Source organism: Pseudomonas frederiksbergensis, assembly GCF_003732275.1.
In the GTDB taxonomy this organism is placed as follows: domain Bacteria; phylum Pseudomonadota; class Gammaproteobacteria; order Pseudomonadales; family Pseudomonadaceae; genus Aquipseudomonas; species Aquipseudomonas frederiksbergensis_H.
Genome location: NZ_MOBM01000012.1, coordinates 475,947 through 498,538, shown reverse-complemented (window position 1 = coordinate 498,538; position 22,592 = coordinate 475,947). Strand labels below are relative to the sequence as shown.

Genomic DNA, 22,592 nt, shown 5'->3' with positions numbered 1-22,592 from the left:
CGGCAAGCCAGGATTCGGGTCTTCCGGTTGAGAGCCGCTATGATGCTTCCGCAGGTCGTTCTATTCAAACTACGGAGTAACCTGCTCCGTGGAGTACTGCCAGTGGGTGTGGTTGGGGCCGGGAGAACTTTAATCGTCGACGTCAGAGTGCATTTTTGAGTCGGTATTGACTACTCTGCGTTTGCATCTACATTGATGGCCATACGATTTCACGGTAGGGACATCATGCAGATCGAGCGCGTTGAAATTCAGAATTTCAGGTTGCTTCAAGACGTCAGTCTTGGGCTTGAAGCTGGAACCACTTTGATTGTCGGGCGGAACAATTGTGGCAAAACGTCTATTGCCGAGGTGTTTCGTCGGTTGCTCTCGGACAGGGCGCCCTCTTTCAAATTAGAGGACTTTTCCCTCGGCTGCCACGAGCGGTTTTGGACAGCATTTGATGCGTTGCATAATGGTGTTCCCCGTGCCGACGTCGCAGCCATGCTTCCAGCTGTCCAAGTCACGCTGGACATTTCTTACGACATCAACGCGCCGGATCTGGGTTCGCTCAGCGAGTGCATTGTGGATCTTGATCCAGATTGTTCGTGTGCGCGCATCGTCCTCACGTATGGGCCGAAGCCTACAGCTTTGGATTCATTGTTCGAGGTAATTCCGCTGCCCGGAGATGAACAATTTGAGCGATCTGCGTTTTTTAACCTGATCAAGGTACGCCTAGCATCGTCTTACGAGGCTCGACTTGAAGCTGTCGACCCTAACGACCCCACGAATCGAAAGGATCTTGAACTCAGATCTCTCACCACCCTGATCCGCGGAGGATTCATCAATGCGCAACGCGGACTGGACGATGACACCCATCGGGAACGCGATGTTCTTGGCAAAGTGGTTGAGGTGCTTTTCCAGTCGGCCTTGACGGATCCGACTGATCCTCAAAAGCGCACAACCGCTGAACAACTTCACGGTGCCGTTGAAAAAATTCAGAAGGATCTTCATGACGGCTTCAATGCCGGCCTGACATCCCTACTCCCGACATTCGAGCTGTTTGGATACCCGGGGCTCGATGATCCCGGCCTTACTACCGTCACGACCTTTGATGTCGAGCGGCTGCTTAAAGACCATACGCAGGTTAGGTATCGGGGCGTAAATGGACTGACTTTGCCGGAGAGCTACAACGGTTTAGGCGTCCGCAACCTGGTATACATCCTTCTTCAGTTGCTGAAATTTTTCAGGGAGTTCCAGGCAACGCCAGCAGCGGCAAGTGTCCACCTCATTTTCATCGAAGAGCCTGAAGCACACTTGCATCCCCAGATGCAGGAAGTCTTCATCCGTCAGCTCCATCTGATCAAAGGGGAGTTTGAGAAGCAGCTGAACGACAGTCGGCCATGGCCAGTGCAGTTTGTGATTTCCACTCACTCTCCGCATATGGCCAACGAGGCGCGCTTTGAAACCATGCGTTACTTCTTGTCAGCGGCCGATGAGCACGGTATCCGGCAGTCCAAAATCAAGGACCTCAGGCAGGGGATGGGTGGCGTGTCCCTGCCGGATAGAGATTTTCTGTACCAGTACCTCACGCTCACGCGCTGTGATCTGTTCTTTGCAGACAAGGCAATCTTGATTGAAGGCACATCTGAGCGTCTGCTTCTGCCGACCATGATTGCCAAAACTGACGCAGCCGCGGTCGGCGAGCCCAAGCTTGCGAGTCAATACGTGACTGTGATGGAAGTTGGTGGGGCGTATGCGCACCGGTTTCACGACCTTCTCTCCTTCTTGGAGCTGCGTACCCTGATTGTGACGGATATCGATTCCGTTAAGCCAAACGCGGACAACAAACGAAAAGCTTGTCCCGTAGCAGAAGGTCAGTTCACCAGCAATGGATGCCTCAAGGACTGGTTTGAACCCAACATCTCTCCGACGCAACTGCTTGCAAAAACGTCGGCGGAGAAGACGAAGGGAGCTAGGCGTCTGGCGTACCAGGTACCTGAGGTGGCCGATGGACCATCGGGCAGGAGTTTTGAGGACGCCTTCATTCTGGCAAATCTGGGCCGATTTGATTTAGGCCAAGGTGATGCAGCGTTTTTGGCTTATGGGCATGCGGCTGATCAGAAAAAATCTGAGTTCGCTCTGAAATATGCGATTGAGGATACGAATTGGGCGGTGCCTCGATATATCGCAGAAGGATTGCGGTGGTTAGCCGTTGGCGCTCCGGTCGTCGATGCGCAGGTAGCTGTCCAAGCAATGGCCGTCGTCGCAGAGGCTGCCGGCCAAGTAATAGCCGCTGAAAGAGGCAATGGTGATGCCTAACCGTCAGGAGAGCCCAGCAGATATTGCCGGTCGACAAGCACTAGAATGCATGTTCGCATGTCTCGACGAAGGCCAAAGTTTTCGACTCGAAGCCGGAGCAGGTGCGGGCAAAACGTACTCTCTGGAGAAGGCTCTGAGCCTTCTGATCGAACGTAGGGGAACTGCCTTGGTCCGTCAGGGGCAGCAGATTGCCTGCATCACCTATACCAACGTTGCGAAAGACGAAATCATCTCTCGTTTTCAGGCCCACCCTGCGATCCGAGCAGAGACGGTGCATGGCTTCTGCTGGTCTGTTCTCAAGGATTTTCAGACCTCGCTCCGGACCTTCCTCAGTGGCCAAGACTTTTGGCGAGAGCGCTTTGAACCTCTGGGAGGCATAGGCGGGAGACGAATCCATTACGAAATGGGCATCCCTAGGGTCTCTGACGAAGAAGTCTTGATTCGGCATGAAGATGTGCTCACTTTGATGATTCAAGCGTTACCGTCGCAGAAATTCAGGGCGGTGATCACCTCGCGATATCCCATTTTGTTCATCGACGAGTATCAGGACACGGATGAGCAATTCTTCGAAGCGTTACGGTCATGGTTTTTGGATCGTGCAGAGGGGCCATTGATTGGTCTCTTTGGGGATCATTGGCAAAAAATCTACGGTTCAGGCTGTGGTTTGGTCGAACATGAAGCTCTTCAGGTGATCGACAAAAACGCGAATTTCCGATCTGCCTCTCGTATTGTCGACGTGCTCAATCACATGCGGCCGGAATTACTTCAGATGGTGAGTGACCCCGAATTGATCGGTGAGGCTCGTGTGTTTCACACCAATGGTTGGCCTGGCGTTAGACGAACAGGACAGGGTGGTGGGCATTGGAAAGGTGATACTAGCCCCGATGCTGCACGTGCATATTTTTCATACCTGAAAGCGCAGCTCATCGCTGAAGGATGGGACTTCTCTCCCAAGAAAACCAAGATTTTGATCCTCAACCATAGCGGCATTGCCCGGGAGCAGGGCTACGAGTCCATTCCACCAATCTTTGGGCGGTTCAATGAGTCGTGGTTAAAAAAGGAAGATCCGCACATAAAGTACCTTACTGATCATCTTGAACCCGCTTGCGCGGCATACGCTCAGCGCCGTTTTGGCGAAATGTTCAAACACTTGGCGAGTGACCGTCCAACAATCCGCCAGCATGACGATAAAGTGGCGTGGGTCGAAGCCATGGACACACTGGACGAGCTGAGGCTGACAGGAACCATTGGCGACGTAATTGATCACCTCCGCAGGGTGCCCCAAATGCAATTGCCCGATGCCGTGGTGCGGAACGAACAAAGGTTGGAGGCTGCTGGGGAAGAGGTGAGTGACGAAGAACCTCGGAGGGTTACGCAGCTGCGAAAGTTGCGGGGGGTGCCTTATCGTGAATTGATAGCACTTGATGAGTTCATCGATGGGCACACGCCCTTCGCGACCAAGCATGGGGTCAAGGGAGCTGAGTTTGAGAACGTGGTCGTTGTCCTAGGACGCGGCTGGAACGAGTACAACTTCGCTGAAATGCTCGAATGGTGTGAGGCTGGGCCTCCTGCGGATAAGCGTGCGCGATTTGAAAACAATCGCAACCTCTTCTACGTGGCGTGCTCACGTCCAAAGATACGTTTGGCACTATTGTTTACCCAACTGCTCAGTCCAAATGCGCTGCGGCAGATTACAGCTTGGTTCGGCGACGAATTCGTTATTGAGCTGCCCCCAGAGCCGGGTAACTGAAAGAGGTATTGTGCCCAACACCACGCACGGCATTCTCAGGCATGTCATTCCTATTTCCTTCCTTCGGCTTGTAGTCTTCCAAAATATGTCTCCAGGTGTTGATATTTCGCAAGACATCCTTGATGAGTTAAAAACTGATTGCGGATCAACTGAATAATAAAATCCCACACGGGGGGAGGGCGCTCATGATTGACGATGACTACGGCCATGACAGGGATTATGTGCCTTCCTATCTCCACCCAGGTCAGATTCCCCAATACGCATTGGGTGAGTCTCTGAAATCGCTGAAATTGTTCAACACGGATATGAACCTCGTCAGTCAGTCGATGAACCTGACCATCGTCGATGAATTCGTGATGGATTTGGAGTACGACTACCTCCGCGCGAAATTCAACGAAACCTCCAACCCCTATGATTCGGTCTTCCTTGCCGCTCAGTCGCAGATGTGGATTTTCAGCGCTTATGAGGTCATGCGAACGTGGTGAGAAAGCCAAAGGCTACGTCAAAACTGCTAAGAATTCAGGACTTCATCTAAAGCTCAAAGACCTCAAACGCGACCGGGGATATATCAACTACACAGCTCTACAAAGGGCGGATGAGGTTCAGGCTCTGATTGATGACCCCTCGCTTGTGAAGGCGCTGGAGGACGATCTGGCGCGTATCAATTTCCTTTTCATTAGGCTGGAGACCCTACGTGTCGCCCTCGCCAAGCATGAGGTCAGGAAGCGTCCTAGCGCGATGATGGTAGGTGGTGCTGTGGGGTACATGAACCGGGAATGCGGCTCGCTGGAGTATCAGATGAATAGCGGCATGATTATTCAGGGAAATATTTCTCGCAGGGACATTGCTGATGGAATTCGGGCGATTCCAGACTTCACCGTTCCTACGGCAGAGGAAATGAAAAGCTATGAACTGTTCATGCGGGGACTTTCCGATGATGAGGCAATGGAGCTTTTCAGAAGCTTCGAGTGAGCAAGTGGGTCTGAAATTATTTGTATCCTACGCACTGGGTGGATGTTGAGGTCGAAACGCTTCTATCTGGTCTCGCGGTGTGTGGCCGCGTCTCCACCAATACTCAGAACAATGCGGCACCTGCACTGTTGTCGACCTGCCGCTTCTGGCCGATTTCTTCCTGTCGCCACCATCAGCTTTGGGTCGACTCCGACTACTCGTGATACCGAGAAACTAAATGACGACGCGGCTCATCGCGCTCTGGTTGATGCGTCGCATTGCTTCTCCACTTTGTACTTAAATATCAGCTTTAAGGGAAAGGAATCTTTCCTCTAAATGCATAAAACACCCACAAGGACAAAAATTCTTTACTTAATCCTAAAGCTCTACGCGCCCAGATACGAAATGCAGCCACCGAACCACCCGATTGCATCGGAATTTACCAGTATTCCCACAGTGAAGACCGGCAGAGAACGACCCATTTCGGACAGTGGCACGCTGCTTAGCGAGACGGGTTCTGTAGTGATTGAATACTGGATCCGCGTCAGCGAAAGCCGGGCTCGAGGCTATTATCCTTTCCCTCCGACAGCAGCAAGGTGCGCCGCTGTGTCTGTTACAAATTTAATGCTGCTGTGCATCCTCACCGCCAGCCTGGCGCATGCCCAGGTTCTTCTTGAACCCCCGAAAATTCATTACGGCTAATGCCAATTCCAGCACAATCAGGACGTAGGCTTGGTCACGCCAACCCCACCCCACGTTCCGCTTGCACACCTAATTTCCCTGGCGAAAGTCTTCTCAAAAATTTATGTTGTGAACGAGCATAATTACTTGGTACGGGGAGTACCTTCAGCAAGGCCGTCAGTCAGCCAGCGGGTCGTGCTCACTTTCAGAGTCATAGCCTCTACTGGTTTATGATGCCAAGGAATGAACTCATGCAAGCCGGTCCCGCGACACAAGCTGAAGCACTGGATTTAGAAAGCTGCACTTTGGATCAAATCATCGATGCCTTGTGCAACTGTCAACCGATCAATCTGTCCCAAGGCGCTGGCTCTTTCGTTTTGGATCACGAAGATGCTCGCATGGCATTAGGCTTTTATGCTGGTCGGAAAGAACTCTGGGTGCAGGCAAAACAAGTAGTTGGTGCGGAGGTCGAGCAGTTACTTGATGCAATCGCTAAGCCGAAGGCGTACCAGGCTTGCGGTCAGCTCTTGAAATCGAGCACCTCTCGCCCTCGCTGGCGTATCCAAGAGTTCCGTGCTCATCGTTTTGCAGGGCTACATCGTCATTGCGATGCTGCAGGAAAAGCCCCTGAAATTTTCACGTTTCGACTTGGTCGTGACGTAACTTGCATTTGGGGGTTCAACGGGGCGGGGAAGTCCGCTCTGCAGAGTGCAATCATGTGGTGCCTGACCGGTAAAGCTCACCGTTCACAACATATGCCGTCGCCGGTCCACATTCCAATCTCGGTCGACGTCATCTCAACTGATCGTGATAGCGAGAGCAGCTTCACCCTGCCTGCAATCGTCCCCTTGCCTTCAGCAGTTGATCTGTCGCTTTTAGATGATCGCCCCGCCTGCGACACGTGGGTAGAGCTGGACCTAAAAGACCAGCATGGGAATGTTGCGACTGTGAGGCGAGAGCTGAAGCGAAATGACAGGGGGGCCGTGTCTGAGATTTCCACTGGGTTAGAAGCTTTAGGGTTACCGCAGTGGGCAATCGAAGCCGGTACTCTCATGCCTGCAATCGCTGCTAGTATGCGTTTTGATGATAAGACGACCTTTGCCGAAGCAATAGCTCAACTTACAGGGTTACGGCCATTACAGGATTTGGGGCTGCGATTGCCGCGTCTTGTCCGGCGACTGGAGAAGGACGAAACTGACTCTGCTACAGATGCCAAAGACAACGCTCGTAGTCAGTTCATAGACGCTAAAAACTCATTCCTTGAAGCGTGGCGTGCTGAGAGCGAGACGCTTGGATCTGAGCCGGAGCTACTTACTCCCGATAAAGTAAGCGCGGAACAGAATTGCAGCAGTGCGATTGCAAGTGTTCGGGACAGGCTTGTTCAACACCAGACAACGGGGCTGGTGGATGTTGCCACGATCCTTGGGAACGCCGCTTCGGTGGAAACCTCGGAGCGTAGCCAGGAATTGCTCAATCAGCTTACTTCAGCGCGTGAGCACCTGAGCACTGCTGCCCTAAAGGGGCTGCCCTCTCTCCGCATCATTCAGCAAGTTAAGGACATCACCGAAGCAGACAAAGAGGTTCTTCTTGCCAAGCTGAATGAACTTGCGGAGCGAGCTGACGCTCATGTCAAGCGACAACACAACAAACAACAAGCGGCACGTCACCAGCTCTATACCATGGTTGCGCAATGGCATCGTCGACAAGCCCCCGACCAACCGATTACGGACTGCCCCGTCTGCGGAACAGATTTAGCTGAAGTGCCTGCTGACGCTCTGTTGGATTCCGACGTTGCAGCCGCGTTGCAGCTAGGACTCAAAGCGCACAATGATGCCAGTAAATCCCTCGCTGAATGGCAGCAAGCAGCTGCGAGCGATCTAAACGAGTCTCTGCCAGAAAGCCTGAAGGTTTTCGTTGATCACAGAAGCCGGAACAGCATTCTTGATCTCTGCAAAACTGCCTATGTCAGTGAAGCACTCAAAGATCAGTGTTTCGCAACCGACCTTCGCCCTCTTCGAATAAGTGCACGGGGCCTGTGGGATAGCCTTGTGGCGAAGCTACCGCTTTCAACCATAGAGCTTCCAGAGCAAATTGAGTTGCCCATGGAGCTTGTCGGCGGTGTGCTCGCTAGTCGCTTTGCCAATTTGCAATACGCCTTGACGTTGAGTGCTCAACGCTTGGCCGTGGATGGCGTTATTCAGCCACTGCTGATGAGCTATTTAGGGGTGGGGCCATTCTCTCGGGGAGAACAGCTAGACGAAGCGATTGAGTTGGTGAAGCTCCCAATTCGGCATCAGCTGCAAGCGCTGACTCAAGCTATCACTGCCGCAGAGCCTCTCGTTGGTCTAACCCGTCAAATTGACGTGATCGAGGCGGCTCGTAAGCGCTGGGTAGCGGCGAGTCAGCGACTTAGACTCATCAAGCGCTCCGCTGCAGCCGTTCAGCAGCTAACCCGGCTGCCGGAATTGGTCGAACACCAAGTTCAAGGCCTCATCCACACGTTGGATGCCCGCACGACTACTTGGCTAAACTTGATTTACCGTCCTCATTACAATGGAGGACCTCGTTACGTTGGGCTGGATCCTTCCCGCGCGCAGGGGATAGGTCTCTACGCAGGGCTGGGTCCCGTGCGTGTGCAAGCGCACCAAATCATGAACTCTTCACACCTCAGAGCCTGCGTGTGGGCGTTCGTATTTAGTCTGTGGGAGCGTATCCGTGAGCGTACCGGGGCATTGGAGATCCTACAGCTCGATGATCCTCAAACCTTCTTCGATCCTATAAACACCGAACATCTCGCGGCTGCAGTTCCGGCACTGGTGCGCGCCGGGATGGCGATAGTTATCACCTCCAACGACAATCGTTTTATTGCAGGAGTTAAGGACAAATTGCCGAAAAGCTCATCTGGGCAGCCATCGTGGACCATGCTACAGATCAGCCCATTGTCTTTGTCTAGATCGACGATTGCGTTGACCCCGACGATTGATGAAGTGAAAGAACGTCGTGAAGCATGGGCCACTGATCCCGATGATGTCACAGTAAGCCAAGAGTTTGTGGAGCGAGTCCGGTTGCACATTGAGAACCGACTTTGGGATTTGCTTGCAGCCGACCCGATGCTTATTTACAAACCGACCCTCGCAGATCTCATTGGCCACCTTGCGGCTGCGCGTACCGGAGGAGAATCGCCGTTCCAAGAGACTCCATTTGAAAAGCTACTGAGTTGCAACCTCTTGAAATCCGGGACGCACTTTTACACCGCAATAAACCAGGCGCACCACGACCTTCGGAAGATTACGCCTTACGACGCTGGGGTGGTCGAAGAAGGGTTCTTGGAGGTGGATCGTTTGATCCGGAGTTGTGCTGCAGCTTATGCAAGGTTTATGGGGCGGCTGACTCGTGACGATGAAGACATTTTTTTTGCAACGGTCCCGCAGGCGCCGACCGCACTGTCTGAGTGTCAGCACCAGAAATACCATGTATTGGGGGACTTTAGCGCGCAGACACAGGCTCACATCGCGTCATTGCATGAGCCTGCGGCTACTTTCTCGCTGGACTGTCTGGGGGAGATAGCTCTTTATGTTGTCCAAGGGGATTCTTTGGGGGCTTTCGCAAGAAAGGGGCAAGTTTTGATTGTCTCTCTCAACCGCACCACTAAGTGCGGTGAACCTGTTGTTGCTCTGTACAACGAAAAAATATTTGCTCGCCGATATCACTCGGATAAAGCGGATATCAGCAAGCTTACGCTTGCATGTGAGCAATCTGTCAGCGAAAGAGTCGCGCCAGCTTTAGTGTTGCCAAGGAATAAGGTCCGTCTCATGCCGATTGTTGGGGTGCTTTACGATTCGGTCACGGCTGTAGGTGGGGATGAGGCTCGAGTTCTTGGTGGCAGCGCGATATTAGGGGCCCCACTCGCCGCTGCCAGAATTGTCGACCACAGCGGCTACCCATTAATACGTCATCACGACTGGGTATTGTTGGAATCCCACAAATTTTCTAAGTCGGAAGATCTGGAAAGTTTACGTGGTGAGCTTGTGGCGTTCGTGGCCGAGAAGGATGGGCAAAAAAGTGAGTACTTGAAGCGGGTCGGCATGACGGTCAGCGGAGATCTACGAATCTTCGAAAGCGTCGGTACATTCGGCGACGCGATCGCGGTTTATTGTGGTCCCGAGCAATCCTCTGGCTTGCCGCATTTAATGGACGTGTGGCGAGTCCGCGGGGTGTTGCGGGGTATTATCGACTCCGTTAATTAATCGGGCGCGAGATCCGGAGCCTGGTCTGCAGATGTAGGCCCAGCAGCGAGAGGTGAACGCGTGGTCTGCGCTCACCTTTTGTCTATCGGCGCAGCACCCTCTGACAATCGACGGCTTTGGGTTGTGGATTCAACCGGTCGATGCAACAAACTGCAGAGAGGTCCCCCCAAGCAATGGCGTGAGCCATATGCCACACTTCAAATACTCACAAGATTCAACGCGGTTCTCATCCAGTTTGGCATTTGGCAAGCCTGGAGTGTTTTGAATTCGTCTTTGCTAAGCGTTTTTTGGATATGTGACGCTACCTCGGAAGACAAAGCTTTTTTGCCGATGTAGTGCAGAGCCGTAAGAGCTACTCCTACCTTGGTATTTACGTGCTGAAAGCGATCCTTTGATGCGTGTTGTAAACGAAAGATGGCACTCCCAACACGGATTTTGCGCGTCGTCCCGGTGGTGTAGAAAATGGGCAACACCTGCATCTGTGTACTCAGTCCCATCAAACGAACAGCTTCAGCCCCGTGTATTTGAACCGTCTCTCCGTTTGCCTTAGTCATCAATCTCATCACAGCCAGAGGGCTAGCATGTACCTTGCCAAAGTACTTACTCGCCTTAGGCCGCATGTAGATACCACGAACCACACGTTCAAGGGCGCCGGCCTGAACAAGTCTAGAGAGCGCTTTGTTTGCCGAAGCGCGACTGCCAGATTGCGCGACAAGCCTACCCAGAAAAGGACGCCCCAAAGGCATGTGTTGGATTCGTTTGGCGATTGACTTAGCGACAGACATTGAGGGTTCCATGTCTATGAAACAGTTGGGGTTCCCGGAAAGTGCGCACTTTGCGAAATTGACCTATCCATTCGGCTTCCTTGAAGCCAGATCCACCACCTTACGGTCGTTCATCTTAGCCTTGAGAACACGGGTCTCGTCCAATAGCACCTCGTTGATGGATGCGAGACTGGCGACTTTAGCCCTCAATTCCTCGATCTCCTGACGGTAGGCTGCGGACTTCTTCCGTTCGGCAACCAAGTCTTGGTGTTTCACATCACGCATGGCGCGACTGGAGCGCCCTTGAGCCTCACGGATAACCTCGGCAAAGTTTGGGTAGTGGTTGTGGATCAGCGCCGTCGATACGCCTGCCTCGCGGGCTACTGCGGCGATGGTAACCTTGGTTTCCCCGGTTTTGGAGCGACCCTTCTGGATGCGGTAGAGAGCGAGCTTCAGATCCTTCTCTCGATGCTCCGCTGGCTTGTAGTTGATTGTATTTTTATTGCGCTTCATGCGATTAAAATCTCCGGGTCCATTCCCAGCTGGGCCAGTACGTCACGGCAGCGATTCAGGTCGCGCTCAACGCGTTGGCGACCGCCCTCGCCAATGTCCGTACAGTGCAGCAGCCCTTTCAAATCATCGTAGAGTCGCTGGTAGATGACCGCGTGGCGTGGCCCGATTACAGCATTGTTGCAGTTTCCGCAGCGAGTGCGCTCAAGGGTATTGCCGACGCAACCGTCATTGTCCGCCGTGCACCAGGCATGGCCGTTACTGCGAATCGCGGTGCTCTCGGCAATGGACTTCAGCATTGAGGCGTGATCCTTGAAGATCAGCAGATTCTGCGGCTCCCGCTGCCACTGCTTGAGCGTGCGGCCAAAGCCGCCGGCCAGGGGTTCGTCACCCAGCCAGTTATCGACGACGCCGAATTTTATATCTTCCAACTCCGCCTGAATATCGGCGTACAGCTCAAGGTCCAGATGCTGTCCCCAGCTGTCGTCCAAGGCGTAACCCAAGGTCATGTCCAGTGACCAGTGCGCGTAATGCTCCTTGAGGTAGCGCAGGTCACCAAAGCGGCTGTGCGCGGCGTAGTTGGCGAACTTGCGGCGGAACTGGTGGCTGGCGAGATTCCAGCTCAGTCCGCAATCCTTGGCAAAAGTCTTGAGGTTAAGATCCCAAGACGTGTTGGTAAGTGTGCGCACCTGGTTGTCCGCTTTCGAATCTACGCCGAGAAAGAGAGCATGGCGGTGCTTGTGCGCCTCGACGATCTGCGGATCATGCGGGCTGGCGCGGCGGCGCTGCACGATTTCGGCGGCAATCCTTGCCTGATAGGGTGCGACCCAGCGTTCCATCAGACGCAGGGTTCGCACGGCGGCCTCGGGGATCATCCAGTCATGGATACCGGCATCGGTCTTGTCCGACCGTGAGCGCATCCAGTGGAAGACGGTGCCTTCATCGTCCTGGCTACGGTGGTGCGAGCCCGACTGCACGTTGGCCAGCTCGTGGTTGCGACAGCCGGAGGTGCTGGCGAGGAAGATGTAGCAGGCCGTGCGCAGGTCGATCAGCGCCTTGTTGAATGCCCTCAGACCGCCCTCCCAACCACGGGCGCCCAGGTGGTGGTTCTTGGCCGCAATGACAGACCTACGACTCTGCCCCCTACGCTGCCCCGCGAGGGCATCCAGCGCCTCGCGCAGGTCAAGCAGTTGCTGGCCGCGCTCAACCTGCTGGTAGGCGCGCTCGAACAGGGCGCAGAAAACATCATCGGGGATCAGCGGCGTCTTGCCGCTCTGAGCGCCGCGGCCTGTAAGCCCCGCCATTGCCATCGCGGAAGTCTCGGGCCAAGGGGGCTGCGGCATCCTGTCGTCGGTATACTGGCTCAGTTCATGGAGCGCTTCGACGGCGCTGAAACGGCATTGCAGCCCACGCGGCGACAGTGGCTTGCCCTTGGATCGGCTGGTCTGGCGGTGCGCCTTGCAGGTGGCTACATAGGTCGCGCAGATTAGGGGTGTCGCCGCACCCAAGTGGTCGAGCTTGAGCGCTTCCAGGTGGCGCAGAAATGGCTTTGCAGTTAAGAAACATCCTTGCAGCACGGCGCCTTTAGGCCGATTCATCCCGCGACGCCCGCGCCGTAGGTAGCGGTAAAGCATTGCCTTCATCACCGCCCGAAACGCCGGTGGCACGGTGCCGAAGTCGAGCCGTTTCTTGCTGGCCGGCACATTGCTGGGGAAGCCGTCGAGTTGCCAGGTGTCGTCGCCGTAGTGGCTGAGGATGACCCACTGCCCATCGACCTGAGTAGCGCTGATGATCAGGGCGTCGCGTTCGGATTCGGAGAGCTCACGTACATCGCCCGGCTGGGCAGCAAGGGGTGCCCAGGGTAGCGCCGCCAAGGTGTTGTCGCTCATGCAAATACCTCAAGGGTGTTGATCAATTCAACCGTCCAGAACGGGTGCGGCAGGGCGCGGGCGCGCTCACGCGCCGCCTCCACGGCTTCGGCCTTGAAGGTGCCGCGCCGCAGTCCCTCGGCAACGATGTAGTGGTCGACCAAGCGGGGGATGTGGGCGTACTCCCGGGCCCAGCGCCGCTTGTCCATACGCGAGCGCTCGGCCAGTACGCGGAAGTAGAAGCTGAAAAGCTTGTACAGATCCTCGGCGGTCACCGCGTAGTGCTTGCAGCGCAGGCAGTTCATGAAGTTCATGCAGGTCGCGCCCTCGCGCTTCGGGGCGTACTGGCCGTTCACCGGGTCGGCGCATCGGCCCATGGGGGTGTCCCTGTAGGTTGCACCGATGGTCCGAGTCAGCAACTCCTGAACCAGTACCACGCCCATGAACTGCCAGTTGCGACGGGCATTCTCGTCGGGCCCCAAATAGTTTTGGTCGGTTACCTGAGGGGTATTGCCAAGGGCTGCGGCGGTAGTCGCGAGATCACCGTCGGTCAGCTCGAAGATGCGGTTGGCAAAGGTTTTGCGCAGGCGCGAGATGTTGATTCGCAGCGGCCTTCCATCGCTGTCGGTCAGGCCATACTCAGCTACAAGGCGGTTTCTCGCCTGAGCCAACGTTTGTGCACTCAGCGTCGTGACTTGACCGACACTCTTGGGGTCGCGAGTGCGATACAGCCATACGCGACCCTTGAGGTCGTCCGGAGCCTCTGCATCTAAGGGCTCGGTCAGGGCCATCACGCGGCGGATCAGGCTCGCCACATTGGTTCTCACGCTCGGCGTGGACTCTAGAAGGCGCTCGGCGTCCGACCCGGCGCGCAGAGCCACCTTGCTGGAGTTATACCCGCGCCGTTTCCACAGCACCATGAACACGATGTTTTCCTTGGGGTGCGGGCGCAGACAGTCACGGCCCATTTCCAGCAGTGGCGTGGTATTGCGACCGGTGTGCAGCGCTACGACCAGCAGGGCGAAGACAAGCAGTTCGCCTGTTACAGGCGCGTTGTCGGCCCAGATCGGCTTGATTGCCTGCCGCAGCGCCACCGTGAACGCTTGCCGCTCGCGCTTGGACAGCGCCGTCTCGCCCTTGGTCTTGCGATTGCTGTGCGGGAACGGATTGTGCGGGAAGGTGGCCGCATCGCCGTAGGCGAGCAAGGGGATCAGCCCACGCCGCCCCAAAGCGAGTAGCACGGGTTTGGTACTCATGTATAAACTTTTCTGACCGATAGTTGCCACGCCCAGCCCGGCAAGATGGCCAAGATAGCCGTCGATCAGGTCCCGGTTCACATCGGCCAGGGCCAAGTCACGGCCAAAAGCCGTTGCCCGCAGCATGCAGTAGTCGAGAAAATTGCGCAGTCCATTCAAGCAGTAGTTAGCCACTGTGCTGCCCATGACGGCACCTTCCTGACCGGCGAGGAAGCGTTCAATTTGGCGCTGGCAGGCATAGGTGATGGCATTGATGCTAGTGCCGTACCAGCGGGCAAAGTCGAAGCTACGGCTGTTGGAAGCGTTCCGTCCAAACTTGACCATGGTGTTATTCGGAGGGATGGCTTCGGGCAAAATTACCACATTGCCTGCCATGTCGTGGCTGTGCTCGACTTGCGGGACGCTGAGGTCGGTCTTAGTAAAAACTTTGCGCTTGCCCATCAGGCGGCCCCCGCCAGCGCGTTCAACTCATCGTCATAGGCCAGCACTGCCGCGTCGGCCATATCGTTGACCAGGTGCAGGTACACCATGGTCGTCTGAATTGAACTGTGGCCAAGTTGCCGCTGAAGGAACACAAGGGGATCCAGTCCGTTCGCAGGGTTGCGCTGAAGGCTGACTAGGGTCTGGGTGGCATAGGTATGCCGAAGCATGTGCGTATGTACTTTGATTCCGGCCCGTTTACCGGTTTCGCTGATGATTCGGTTGAGGCTTTTGCCGCCGTCACTATAGGGTTCCCCGGACTGGTTAAGGAGCAGCGCCTTTTGTGGGGTCTTGCTTAGCGAGGCGCGCTCGCCGCGCACCTTCGTCACATAGCGATAGAGTTCAGCCATGAATTTGCGGCTGACGTAAATATATCGCGGCTTGCTGCGCTTGGTCACCATGCCGCTGCCGTCGAACGGATCGAGCGGAATGCGGAGGTTGCGTTCGGTGCGTCCAGCCTTGTCCGGGTCGAAAACATAGGCCAGCGGGAAAGTGGCGATTTCCTCGCGGCGCAGACCCGTATGCAGCGCCAGGCGCATTATTATCTGGTGGTGGGGATTATCCGCTGTGGCCAGCAGCGACTTGATCTCGGCCATGCTCAGGAACTTGGGCAGGGCCTTATGGCTTCGCGGCATCACATCGTTTGCCATGGCTTTGCCGCCACTGGCATCGACGTGCGCAAGGAAGCCTGTTTCACGCCTCACGGTACGTTCTTCATAGGCGAAAGGCAGGCGTTTCACCCAACCTTCCTTCATGGCGTACTCGTAGAATTTGCAGATGTAAGTCAGGCGCTGGCGAGTGGTATTCGGTGCCAGCTCGCACGCCTCCTTGCAGTAGTCCCGATAGGCCGCTACAAGGCTCTTGGCCTCGCCACGATCCACGTCGCACCAGTCCAGTTCATGCGCTTGGATGAAACTGAAGAAATCGTACAGAGCGCGCCCGGTACTGGGCCAGGACTGCCTAGAGCCAATGGCTCCACGAAGCAGGTAGTGACGAAAAAACTGATTGGCCGGGACGCAACTCTCCATTGACTCCCAAAGCAGAATAGGGAACCCCGGATAGGGTTGCCCAGCGATCACTAAATCCTCAGTAGCCCACACAAGTTCCATCTGCCGTCCTCTTGTACTAATCAGAAACCCAATCACTTTGTCTGTTCTGACCAGTTTGAGGGCATTAGATCGACCCTAAAGCGCCTGAGCTTCTAAGTGTCTGTTTCTAATAACACAGCTATCTAACGCTTTCCAAGTACCGGATCATAAGGCGTTCCTCAAGGTTTGCAGGTGGGCGACCTGACGGCTGAATTCAGCGCTGGGCAACCGCTGCTTCGGTCGCGGGCTCATGGCCTGGCTGATGGCGCGTGTGGGTTGGCCAGTCAGGCGTGCGAGCACCAGCCATTGTTCGGCAACGCCGAGTTGTTCAAAACCGGGGTGACGGTGACGGACACGCCGCAGGATATCTTGTTGCAAGGCATGCAACAGGCTGTGCTGACCGTTGTGACGGAGCATGAAGTCAGCAGTGGCGCGCAGGTGTTCCTGAAGCTGGCGGCGAGCTCTCGGAGCCGGTTGCAGCAGCGGGCCGTTACGCACGCCAACGTGCCAGAACCCGAAAACGATCAAGGCGATCAGGGCCACCAGGGCTTGTGGAAAGTAGCGCCACAGCAAGGTCAGCAAGCTGTCGTGATCGGTATTGAACAGCAGGGTCACGTCGGTGTCGGCCGTCAGGTACCACAGCAGCCAGGCGTTGTCGTACTGGTCGATGGCCGGGGTTTTCCAGAGGTCGGCGTCGGTGACCACGGTGATCGAACCGAGCCCGTGAGTCAGTTGCATCATGTGCGTGGCCTTGCCGCTGTTGGCCCAGGCCTGGGCGAGGTTTTTCGGGTCGTCGAGGTGGAATGCGGTATCGAAGCTGAAGTAGGCCGGCGCTTCTTCGTTTTCCAGGTAGAGCTTGGTCAGTTTGGGATAGGGATCGTCGACAGGATCGGGTGGCGGTTCCTTGAGGTCTTTGCTCAGGGACTGGTGCAACTGCACACGGTCGAGCAGCAGGTCATTGCTCTGACCGGTCTTCTCATCCCACAAGGCTTCGGCGACGAATAAAAGACGTCCACCGGCCCGGGTCCAGTTCAACACCTGATTCACCTGTCGTGGCGACATGTTCGACCGATCGCCGAGCAACAACAAACTGCGCTGATGAGGCTCGAGGGTCGGCAGGATGTCGAGGCTGTTGGCGTGGCTGACGGTCAGGCCCTGTTTGCGCAGAAAATGCTCGGCCGCCAGATAAGGGTTGGCTTGGGCTTCGGGGGATGGGCCGTGATCGATTTCTGCTGGATAGGGTATGGCCTTGAAATACAGGTAAACACTCAGCGCGCCCAACAACACGGCGATGAACGCACCGACTGAAAGCCACAAGCGCCGGTTCAACGGACCGCTCCCGGGCCGAACAACGCGCGCCAGCCGTCACAGAGCTCCTGCTGCAAATGCGCCGGTGGCAATCGATGCCCATACGCCATGTTTTGCCAATGCCCGGTGAGATTTTTGCTGAAAGCCAGCAAGGCAGGTTGTTGCAGTTGCTCAACGCGCTGAAGCACTTCGCCTTCGGTATCGGCGGGTTTGAGCGCCATGTTGAAGTCATGCAGCAAGTGGCTGAGCAGGGCACGATAGAGCAATCCGAGGGCTTCACGGGGATTGGTCTGCCAGAGGCTTTCGGCGCTGGCGGCGATGTCGGCGGGCAGGGTTTCGCGGTTGAGGTCCAGGCCGAACGCCTGCTGCGGTAACGGCCACGTGACCTTGCGATTTAACGTGGGTCGACGGCTGACGAAGGCCTGCAGCCAGTCGCGGTAACGCCAGATCAACAGCCCAATGGCGCCGATCACTGTGCCCCACAGCAACACTTCGATCAGGCTGGCCAATACGCCAAAGCGTTGGCTATCCAGCAAGCTGAACAGGGCCTTCAGCCAGGCGGGCGTTTGACCATTGTCCGCAGTGTCGGAGGCGAGTTTGTCTTCGCCAAAGCGATAGCGCGTTACTGTTTCCTTATTCTTGAAGGGGGGTTGATCGAGGATGGCCTTGATGCTGTCCCGGGACGCCTGGCTGGTCAGTGGCTGGTCCAGCAGACGCGCAGAGTCCGGTGAAATGACCGGTTCGGCGGCCCAGACGCTTTGCGCCGTCGGCACTTGCAGGATCGCGGCGAGCAGCAGCGTGACGACCGTGCTGGCCAAGCGTTGACGCAATCGGCGAAACACCAGCTCGATGTCCCAGGCCTCCAGCCGCGTGCGCCGGTTCAGATAAAGGCTGAAACCGCAGGCCACATAGATCGGTTCCCAGACAATCAGCACCAGAACGTAAAAGGTATTGGTCAGGTGTTCCAGCCAGCGCCAGTCTTGTGTGGCAGCGGTAATCAAGGTCTGCCAGCCCCAGTCGAGTTCGACCTGTTGCGGCAAGAGCATGTAGAACAGCACCATCAAGCCGATCCACAGCGCGGTTTCCAGATGCACGCCGATGATTGTCAGCCACTGGGCGGCGCCCGCGTTGCGTTGCTGCAACACGCGCAAACGTTGTTGGCGTGCTTCGCCCCCCAACCCTTCGAGTTGCACCACCGGCATCAGAAAACTGCGGCTCAGGCTCAGGCGGCGCCAGGTCAGGCTGGCGAGTAATTGTGACCTGAGCAGACGCGGCCATTGGTGCAGGGCCTGTTTCAGTGTGGGGGTTTCGCCGAACATGGCTTTGGACAGGATGTACAACGGCAGCCGATCGAACGCTGGTTTGAGCCACCAGAACAGGAACACGGCGAGGGAGGGTGAATCCCACAGCATCAGGGTGAGCAGGGCGAAGATCGGCAAGGTCACGATGGCCCAACTGGTCATCAGCAAGCGTCGATGGCGCTGGCTCAGCAGCACCCCCAGGTCCATGGCTTCCCAGGTCGTGCGCGGGCGGATCACCACACTGGCATCACTCAGGCGCATGGCGAGTCCGTCCGGCAAACAGTAGATAAGTCACCATCAAGCACCAGAGCGCCGCGCCGACCAGGTATTTGGTCAGCGGCGCGAACCCGGTCCGCGACGACCAGTAAGCTTCGATAAACGCCGCAATCAGCAGAAACAGCATGACCCCGCAAATCAGCAACACGCTTTTGCGCGCCGCCAGTTGCAGGGCTTCGGCGCGGGGCAAACGCCCCGGCGCGATCAAGGCCCAGCCCAGTTGCAGGCCTGCCGCACCGGCCAGGGCGATGGCACTCAGTTCGAAGGCACCATGACCGATCACGAACGACCAGAAGGTTTGCCCGTAGCCGATGTGCGTCAGGTGCCCGGCCACCGCACCGATCATCAACCCGTTGAAGAACAGGAAAAACGCGCTGCCCAGGCCAAACAGCAAACCGCTGGCGAAGGTCTGAAAGGCGATGCCGATGTTGTGCATGATGTAGTAACCGAACATCACCCAGTTTTCACTGGCCGCCCGTTCGGCCGAACGTCCCAGATGACCGGCGAGGGGGTCGTACATGCTTTGCATCTCACTGACCTGCTCGGCCGGGATCAGGTTGTATATCAGGTCCGGGAACAGATACACCAACAGCGCGAAGCCGATCAGGCTGCCAAAAAACATCAGGCTGGCGGCAAGGACGAAACGCCACTGCTCACGCACCAGTCGCGGGAAATCGGCGAGGATGAAACTCAGTATGTTGGCACCCAGTCGACTGCGATGCCGATAAAGCTGTTGATGCCCGCGCAGGACCTGTTGCTGCAATGAATCGATCAGGAAACTGCTGTAACCGCGTTCCTGAGCCAGGGCCAGGTGTTGGCAGAGTCGTCGATAATCGCTGGGAAAACTGGCGACTCCAGAGGCGTCCTTGCCACGTTCCAGCCGTTCAAGCATGAGTGCAAACTGCTCCCATTCGGCGCTGTGGCGACTCTCGAATAGGCTTTGCTTCATGTGGGGCCCAACAGGCCACGGGCGATGCCGTTGAGTTCGGCCCTCGCCTGTGGCTTCGATACCTGCAACGGTTGCGCGAGTATCGAGGCGAGCTCGTTGGCCCGCGCCTCGGAGAGTTCACCCTGGCGTTCGGCAAACCCGAGGATGGCGCGTTGCTCGGTCAGCGTCAGCGCGAAGGCAGCGCGCCGCGGCGGGACATCAGGCAGTTGCGGTCGGGTGAGCGGTTGTTCGCGGTAGATCACCAGCGTACCGGCGGCCAGGTCGCCGAGGCGTTTGAAGGTGGGATGTTGCAGGCAACTGATCGCCCCCAGAAAATAACCGAATGGCAACATGTCGACAAATCGCAGCAGGTTGCGCAGCAAGGACGCAGACCAGCCGATCGGCGTGCCATCGTCATGCACTACGCGCAACCCCATCCATTGCTTGCCCGGCGAGCGGCCCTGATTGAGCACCTCGAACAGCACCATGTACCACCAGCTCACCACGAACAGCAGGATCGAGCCCAGCCCGGCGCCGAGTTTTCCGAGAAACGCCAACATAATAAACAGCAGGCCCAGCATCACCCCACGCAGGCCCAGGTCGATGGCGAACGCCAGCGCACGTACCATCAACCCGGCCGGGCGCAACGGCAAGTCGATGCCTTCGGGCGTTTCGACGTGATACCGCGTGTCCAGTGGCCAGGACAGCGTCGCTTTCCCTGGCAGTGCTGTGGTTTCGAGCATGGGCAACCTTGATGTGGCCTGGTCTGTCGGATGCTAGCAGCCTCTTGGGGAAAAACGACATAACTATGTATTGCACGGTAAGTAGTCAGAGATGATTGAATAACAAGATTGCTGGTCGGGGCGCCATATGTGCGCCTAGACTTCGCCGGTCTTCAGTTCAGGAACAACCCGTGACCTCGATCTTCTGGTACGACTATGAAACCACTGGCATCAACCCCCGTTGCGACCGCCCGCTGCAAGTGGCAGGAATTCGCACCGACTTCGATCTCAATGAAATAGACGAACCGGTCAACCTGTATTGCCAGCCCAGTGACGACATCCTGCCGCATCCGGCGGCTTGCGCGATCACCGGTATTACGCCTGGCCGCTTGGCCGAGCAAGGTTTGAGCGAAGCCGATTTCATGACACGGGTGCATGCCCAGCTCGCGGCGCCCGGCACCTGTGGGGCCGGGTACAACACGCTGCGTTTTGACGACGAGATGACCCGTTACAGCCTGTATCGAAACTTTTTCGACCCCTACGCGCGGGAGTGGCAGGGCGGCAACAGCCGCTGGGACCTGATCGATGTGGTGCGCGCGGCTTATGCCTTGCGTCCCGATGGTCTCGTCTGGCCCAAGGACGACGAAGGGCGAGTCACGCTCAAGCTCGAACGTCTGACCGCCGCCAATGGCATCGATCACGGGCATGCACACGAGGCGTTGTCGGATGTTCGCGCCACCATCGCCCTGGCGCGTCTGATTCGGGAAAAACAGCCGAAGTTGTATGACTGGCTGTTTCAATTGCGCGGCAAACAAAAGGTCATGGATCAAATTCGGCTGTTGCAGCCGATGGTGCATATTTCCGGGCGCTTTTCGGCGGCCCGCAACTATGTGGGGGTGGTGCTGCCATTGGCCTGGCATCCACGCAATCGCAACGCGCTGATTGTCTGTGACCTGCACCTGGACCCTCAGGGGTTGCTCGATCTGGATGCCGAAACCTTGCGTCAGCGGCTTTATACCCGCCGCGATGACTTGGCCGAAGGCGAGCTGCCGGTGCCGCTCAAGCTCATACACATTAATAAGTGCCCGGTAGTGGCGCCTTTGTCCGTACTTCGTCCTGTAGATCAGCAACGTCTGGGGCTGGATATGGCGCTCTATCACGAACGAGCGCTGCGGCTAAGTGCCGCACAACAAGTTTGGCGAGACAAAGTGTCGGGCATTTACGCCAGCGACGATTTCTGCCCGAGCCTGGACCCCGAGCAACAGTTATACGACGGTTTTATTGGTGATCGGGATCGGCGTCTATGCGAGCAAGTCAGAACCGCTGATCCTGCGCATTTAGCACAAGAGCAATGGCCTTTCGATGATGAACGTTTGCCTGAATTATTGTTTCGTTATCGCGCACGCAACTTCCCCGAGACGTTGAGTTTCGAAGAGCAAGAGCGCTGGCGAATATTCTGTCAGAAACGTTTGTCTGCACCTGAGTGGGGCGCTCCCAATACCCTGGAAAGTTTTCTGACAGAGGCTGCCCAATTGATGACTAGTGCTTCATCGTTTCAGCGAGAGGTTCTGGATGAATGGCAGAATCATGTCCAGGTATTACGCAAACGTTTGAGTCTTTGAAAAATGAAAATAATCTGCGCTTGAATTCCAGGCATAAAAAAACGCCAGCATTTGCTGGCGTTCTTTTGGTCGCGGATCAGTCTGCGACACGCTTGCGGCTTAGCCCAGCAGGGTAGCCCAGCCTTCAACCACGTCACCGCCCCACTTGGCTTTCCACTCTTTCAGAGTCTTGTGGTTGCCACCTTTGGTTTCGATGACTTCGCCGTTGTGCGGGTTTTTGTATTGTTTAACTTTGCGAGCACGCTTGGTGCCGGTAGTTTTTACTGCGCCACCACGTGGAGCCTTGGTTTTGGACTCTGGATCCAATAATGCGATGATGTCGCGCAGGGATTTAGAGTATTCGCCCATCAGGGTGCGCAGTTTGCCTTCGAATTCCAGCTCGGTTTGCAGTTTGTCGTCTTGGGACAGATTCTTCAAACGGGCTTGTAGCTCTTTGATAGCTTCTTCGGTGGCGCGATATTCGTTGATCAAGGACATGAGGACTACCTTATGTTGGGCGCTGGATGGCAGGTGACAGTGCGACAATAATAGTCAGGGTGTTT

General features: G+C 56.2%; 17 protein-coding genes. 7 read left to right on the top strand and 10 right to left on the bottom strand.

Annotation, left to right across the window (positions count from 1 at the left end; genetic code table 11):
- Positions 1–225: 225 nt before the first annotated feature.
- From BK662_RS10325 to BK662_RS10310, 6 genes are all read left to right on the top strand, one after another.
- A complete protein-coding gene (locus tag BK662_RS10325) occupies positions 226–2,298 on the top strand; it encodes an ATP-dependent nuclease (RefSeq protein ID WP_123358135.1) in 2,073 nt (690 codons plus the stop codon).
- On the top strand, positions 2,291–4,048 hold the full coding sequence (locus BK662_RS10320; RefSeq protein WP_123357958.1) for a UvrD-helicase domain-containing protein: 1,758 nt from the start codon (positions 2,291–2,293) through the stop codon (positions 4,046–4,048). Before BK662_RS10325 ends, BK662_RS10320 begins: the two co-directional genes overlap by 8 nt.
- Positions 4,049–4,233: 185 nt before the next feature.
- The gene (locus BK662_RS34755; protein WP_185047103.1) at positions 4,234–4,533 is read left to right on the top strand and encodes a hypothetical protein; all 300 of its coding nucleotides are present in this window, start codon (positions 4,234–4,236) and stop codon (positions 4,531–4,533) included.
- Positions 4,511–5,020 (top strand): hypothetical protein, encoded by a 510-nt coding sequence (locus BK662_RS10315; protein WP_185047102.1) that lies wholly within the window; start codon positions 4,511–4,513, stop codon positions 5,018–5,020. The genes BK662_RS34755 and BK662_RS10315 overlap by 23 nt, the downstream gene beginning before the upstream one ends.
- A 315-nt stretch (positions 5,021–5,335) precedes the next feature.
- Entirely contained in the window at positions 5,336–5,701 is a 366-nt protein-coding gene (locus BK662_RS34625; protein WP_148057924.1) for a hypothetical protein, read from the top strand.
- Between the two features lie 230 nt (positions 5,702–5,931).
- Positions 5,932–9,927 (top strand): ATP-binding protein, encoded by a 3,996-nt coding sequence (locus BK662_RS10310; RefSeq protein ID WP_123357957.1) that lies wholly within the window; start codon positions 5,932–5,934, stop codon positions 9,925–9,927.
- Between the two features lie 197 nt (positions 9,928–10,124).
- Here the strand turns inward: BK662_RS10310 and BK662_RS10305 are convergent, their stop codons facing one another.
- The 9 genes from BK662_RS10305 to BK662_RS10265 all read right to left on the bottom strand — a co-directional run bounded on the left by BK662_RS10305 (position 10,125) and on the right by BK662_RS10265 (position 20,449).
- On the bottom strand, positions 10,125–10,712 hold the full coding sequence (locus tag BK662_RS10305) for a DUF6088 family protein (RefSeq protein WP_185047101.1): 588 nt from the start codon (positions 10,710–10,712) through the stop codon (positions 10,125–10,127).
- A gap of 63 nt (positions 10,713–10,775) precedes the next feature.
- Positions 10,776–11,204, bottom strand: a complete 429-nt coding sequence (locus tag BK662_RS10300) for a TetR/AcrR family transcriptional regulator (protein ID WP_123357956.1) — start codon at positions 11,202–11,204, stop codon at positions 10,776–10,778.
- Positions 11,201–13,090 carry a site-specific integrase gene (locus BK662_RS10295; RefSeq protein WP_123357955.1) on the bottom strand — a complete coding sequence of 630 codons (1,890 nt, stop codon included), beginning with the start codon at positions 13,088–13,090 and terminating at the stop codon, positions 11,201–11,203. The genes BK662_RS10300 and BK662_RS10295 overlap by 4 nt, the downstream gene beginning before the upstream one ends.
- Entirely contained in the window at positions 13,087–14,766 is a 1,680-nt protein-coding gene (locus BK662_RS10290; RefSeq protein ID WP_123357954.1) for a hypothetical protein, read from the bottom strand. The genes BK662_RS10295 and BK662_RS10290 overlap by 4 nt, the downstream gene beginning before the upstream one ends.
- Positions 14,766–15,914: a tyrosine-type recombinase/integrase gene (locus BK662_RS10285; RefSeq protein WP_123357953.1), complete on the bottom strand. Its 1,149-nt coding sequence runs from the start codon at positions 15,912–15,914 to the stop codon at positions 14,766–14,768. The genes BK662_RS10290 and BK662_RS10285 overlap by 1 nt, the downstream gene beginning before the upstream one ends.
- 144 nt (positions 15,915–16,058) lie before the next feature.
- Complete coding sequence (locus tag BK662_RS10280) at positions 16,059–17,222, bottom strand: DUF4350 domain-containing protein (protein WP_123357952.1); 1,164 nt, start codon at positions 17,220–17,222, stop codon at positions 16,059–16,061.
- Positions 17,219–18,763 (bottom strand): DUF4129 domain-containing protein, encoded by a 1,545-nt coding sequence (locus BK662_RS10275; protein WP_123357951.1) that lies wholly within the window; start codon positions 18,761–18,763, stop codon positions 17,219–17,221. The genes BK662_RS10280 and BK662_RS10275 overlap by 4 nt, the downstream gene beginning before the upstream one ends.
- Positions 18,750–19,727, bottom strand: coding sequence for a stage II sporulation protein M (locus BK662_RS10270; RefSeq protein WP_123358133.1), 978 nt, complete (start codon positions 19,725–19,727; stop codon positions 18,750–18,752). Before BK662_RS10270 ends, BK662_RS10275 begins: the two co-directional genes overlap by 14 nt.
- Positions 19,724–20,449 (bottom strand): RDD family protein, encoded by a 726-nt coding sequence (locus BK662_RS10265; RefSeq protein ID WP_123357950.1) that lies wholly within the window; start codon positions 20,447–20,449, stop codon positions 19,724–19,726. Before BK662_RS10265 ends, BK662_RS10270 begins: the two co-directional genes overlap by 4 nt.
- A gap of 170 nt (positions 20,450–20,619) precedes the next feature.
- Here BK662_RS10265 and sbcB point away from each other — a divergent pair, with 170 nt between their 5' ends.
- Entirely contained in the window at positions 20,620–22,050 is a 1,431-nt protein-coding gene (gene sbcB, locus BK662_RS10260; protein WP_123357949.1) for an exodeoxyribonuclease I, read from the top strand.
- Positions 22,051–22,149: 99 nt separating this feature from the next.
- Here sbcB and mvaT read toward each other — a convergent pair whose 3' ends face one another.
- Positions 22,150–22,527 carry a histone-like nucleoid-structuring protein MvaT gene (gene mvaT / locus BK662_RS10255; RefSeq protein WP_007933316.1) on the bottom strand — a complete coding sequence of 126 codons (378 nt, stop codon included), beginning with the start codon at positions 22,525–22,527 and terminating at the stop codon, positions 22,150–22,152.
- Positions 22,528–22,592 lie beyond the last annotated feature (65 nt).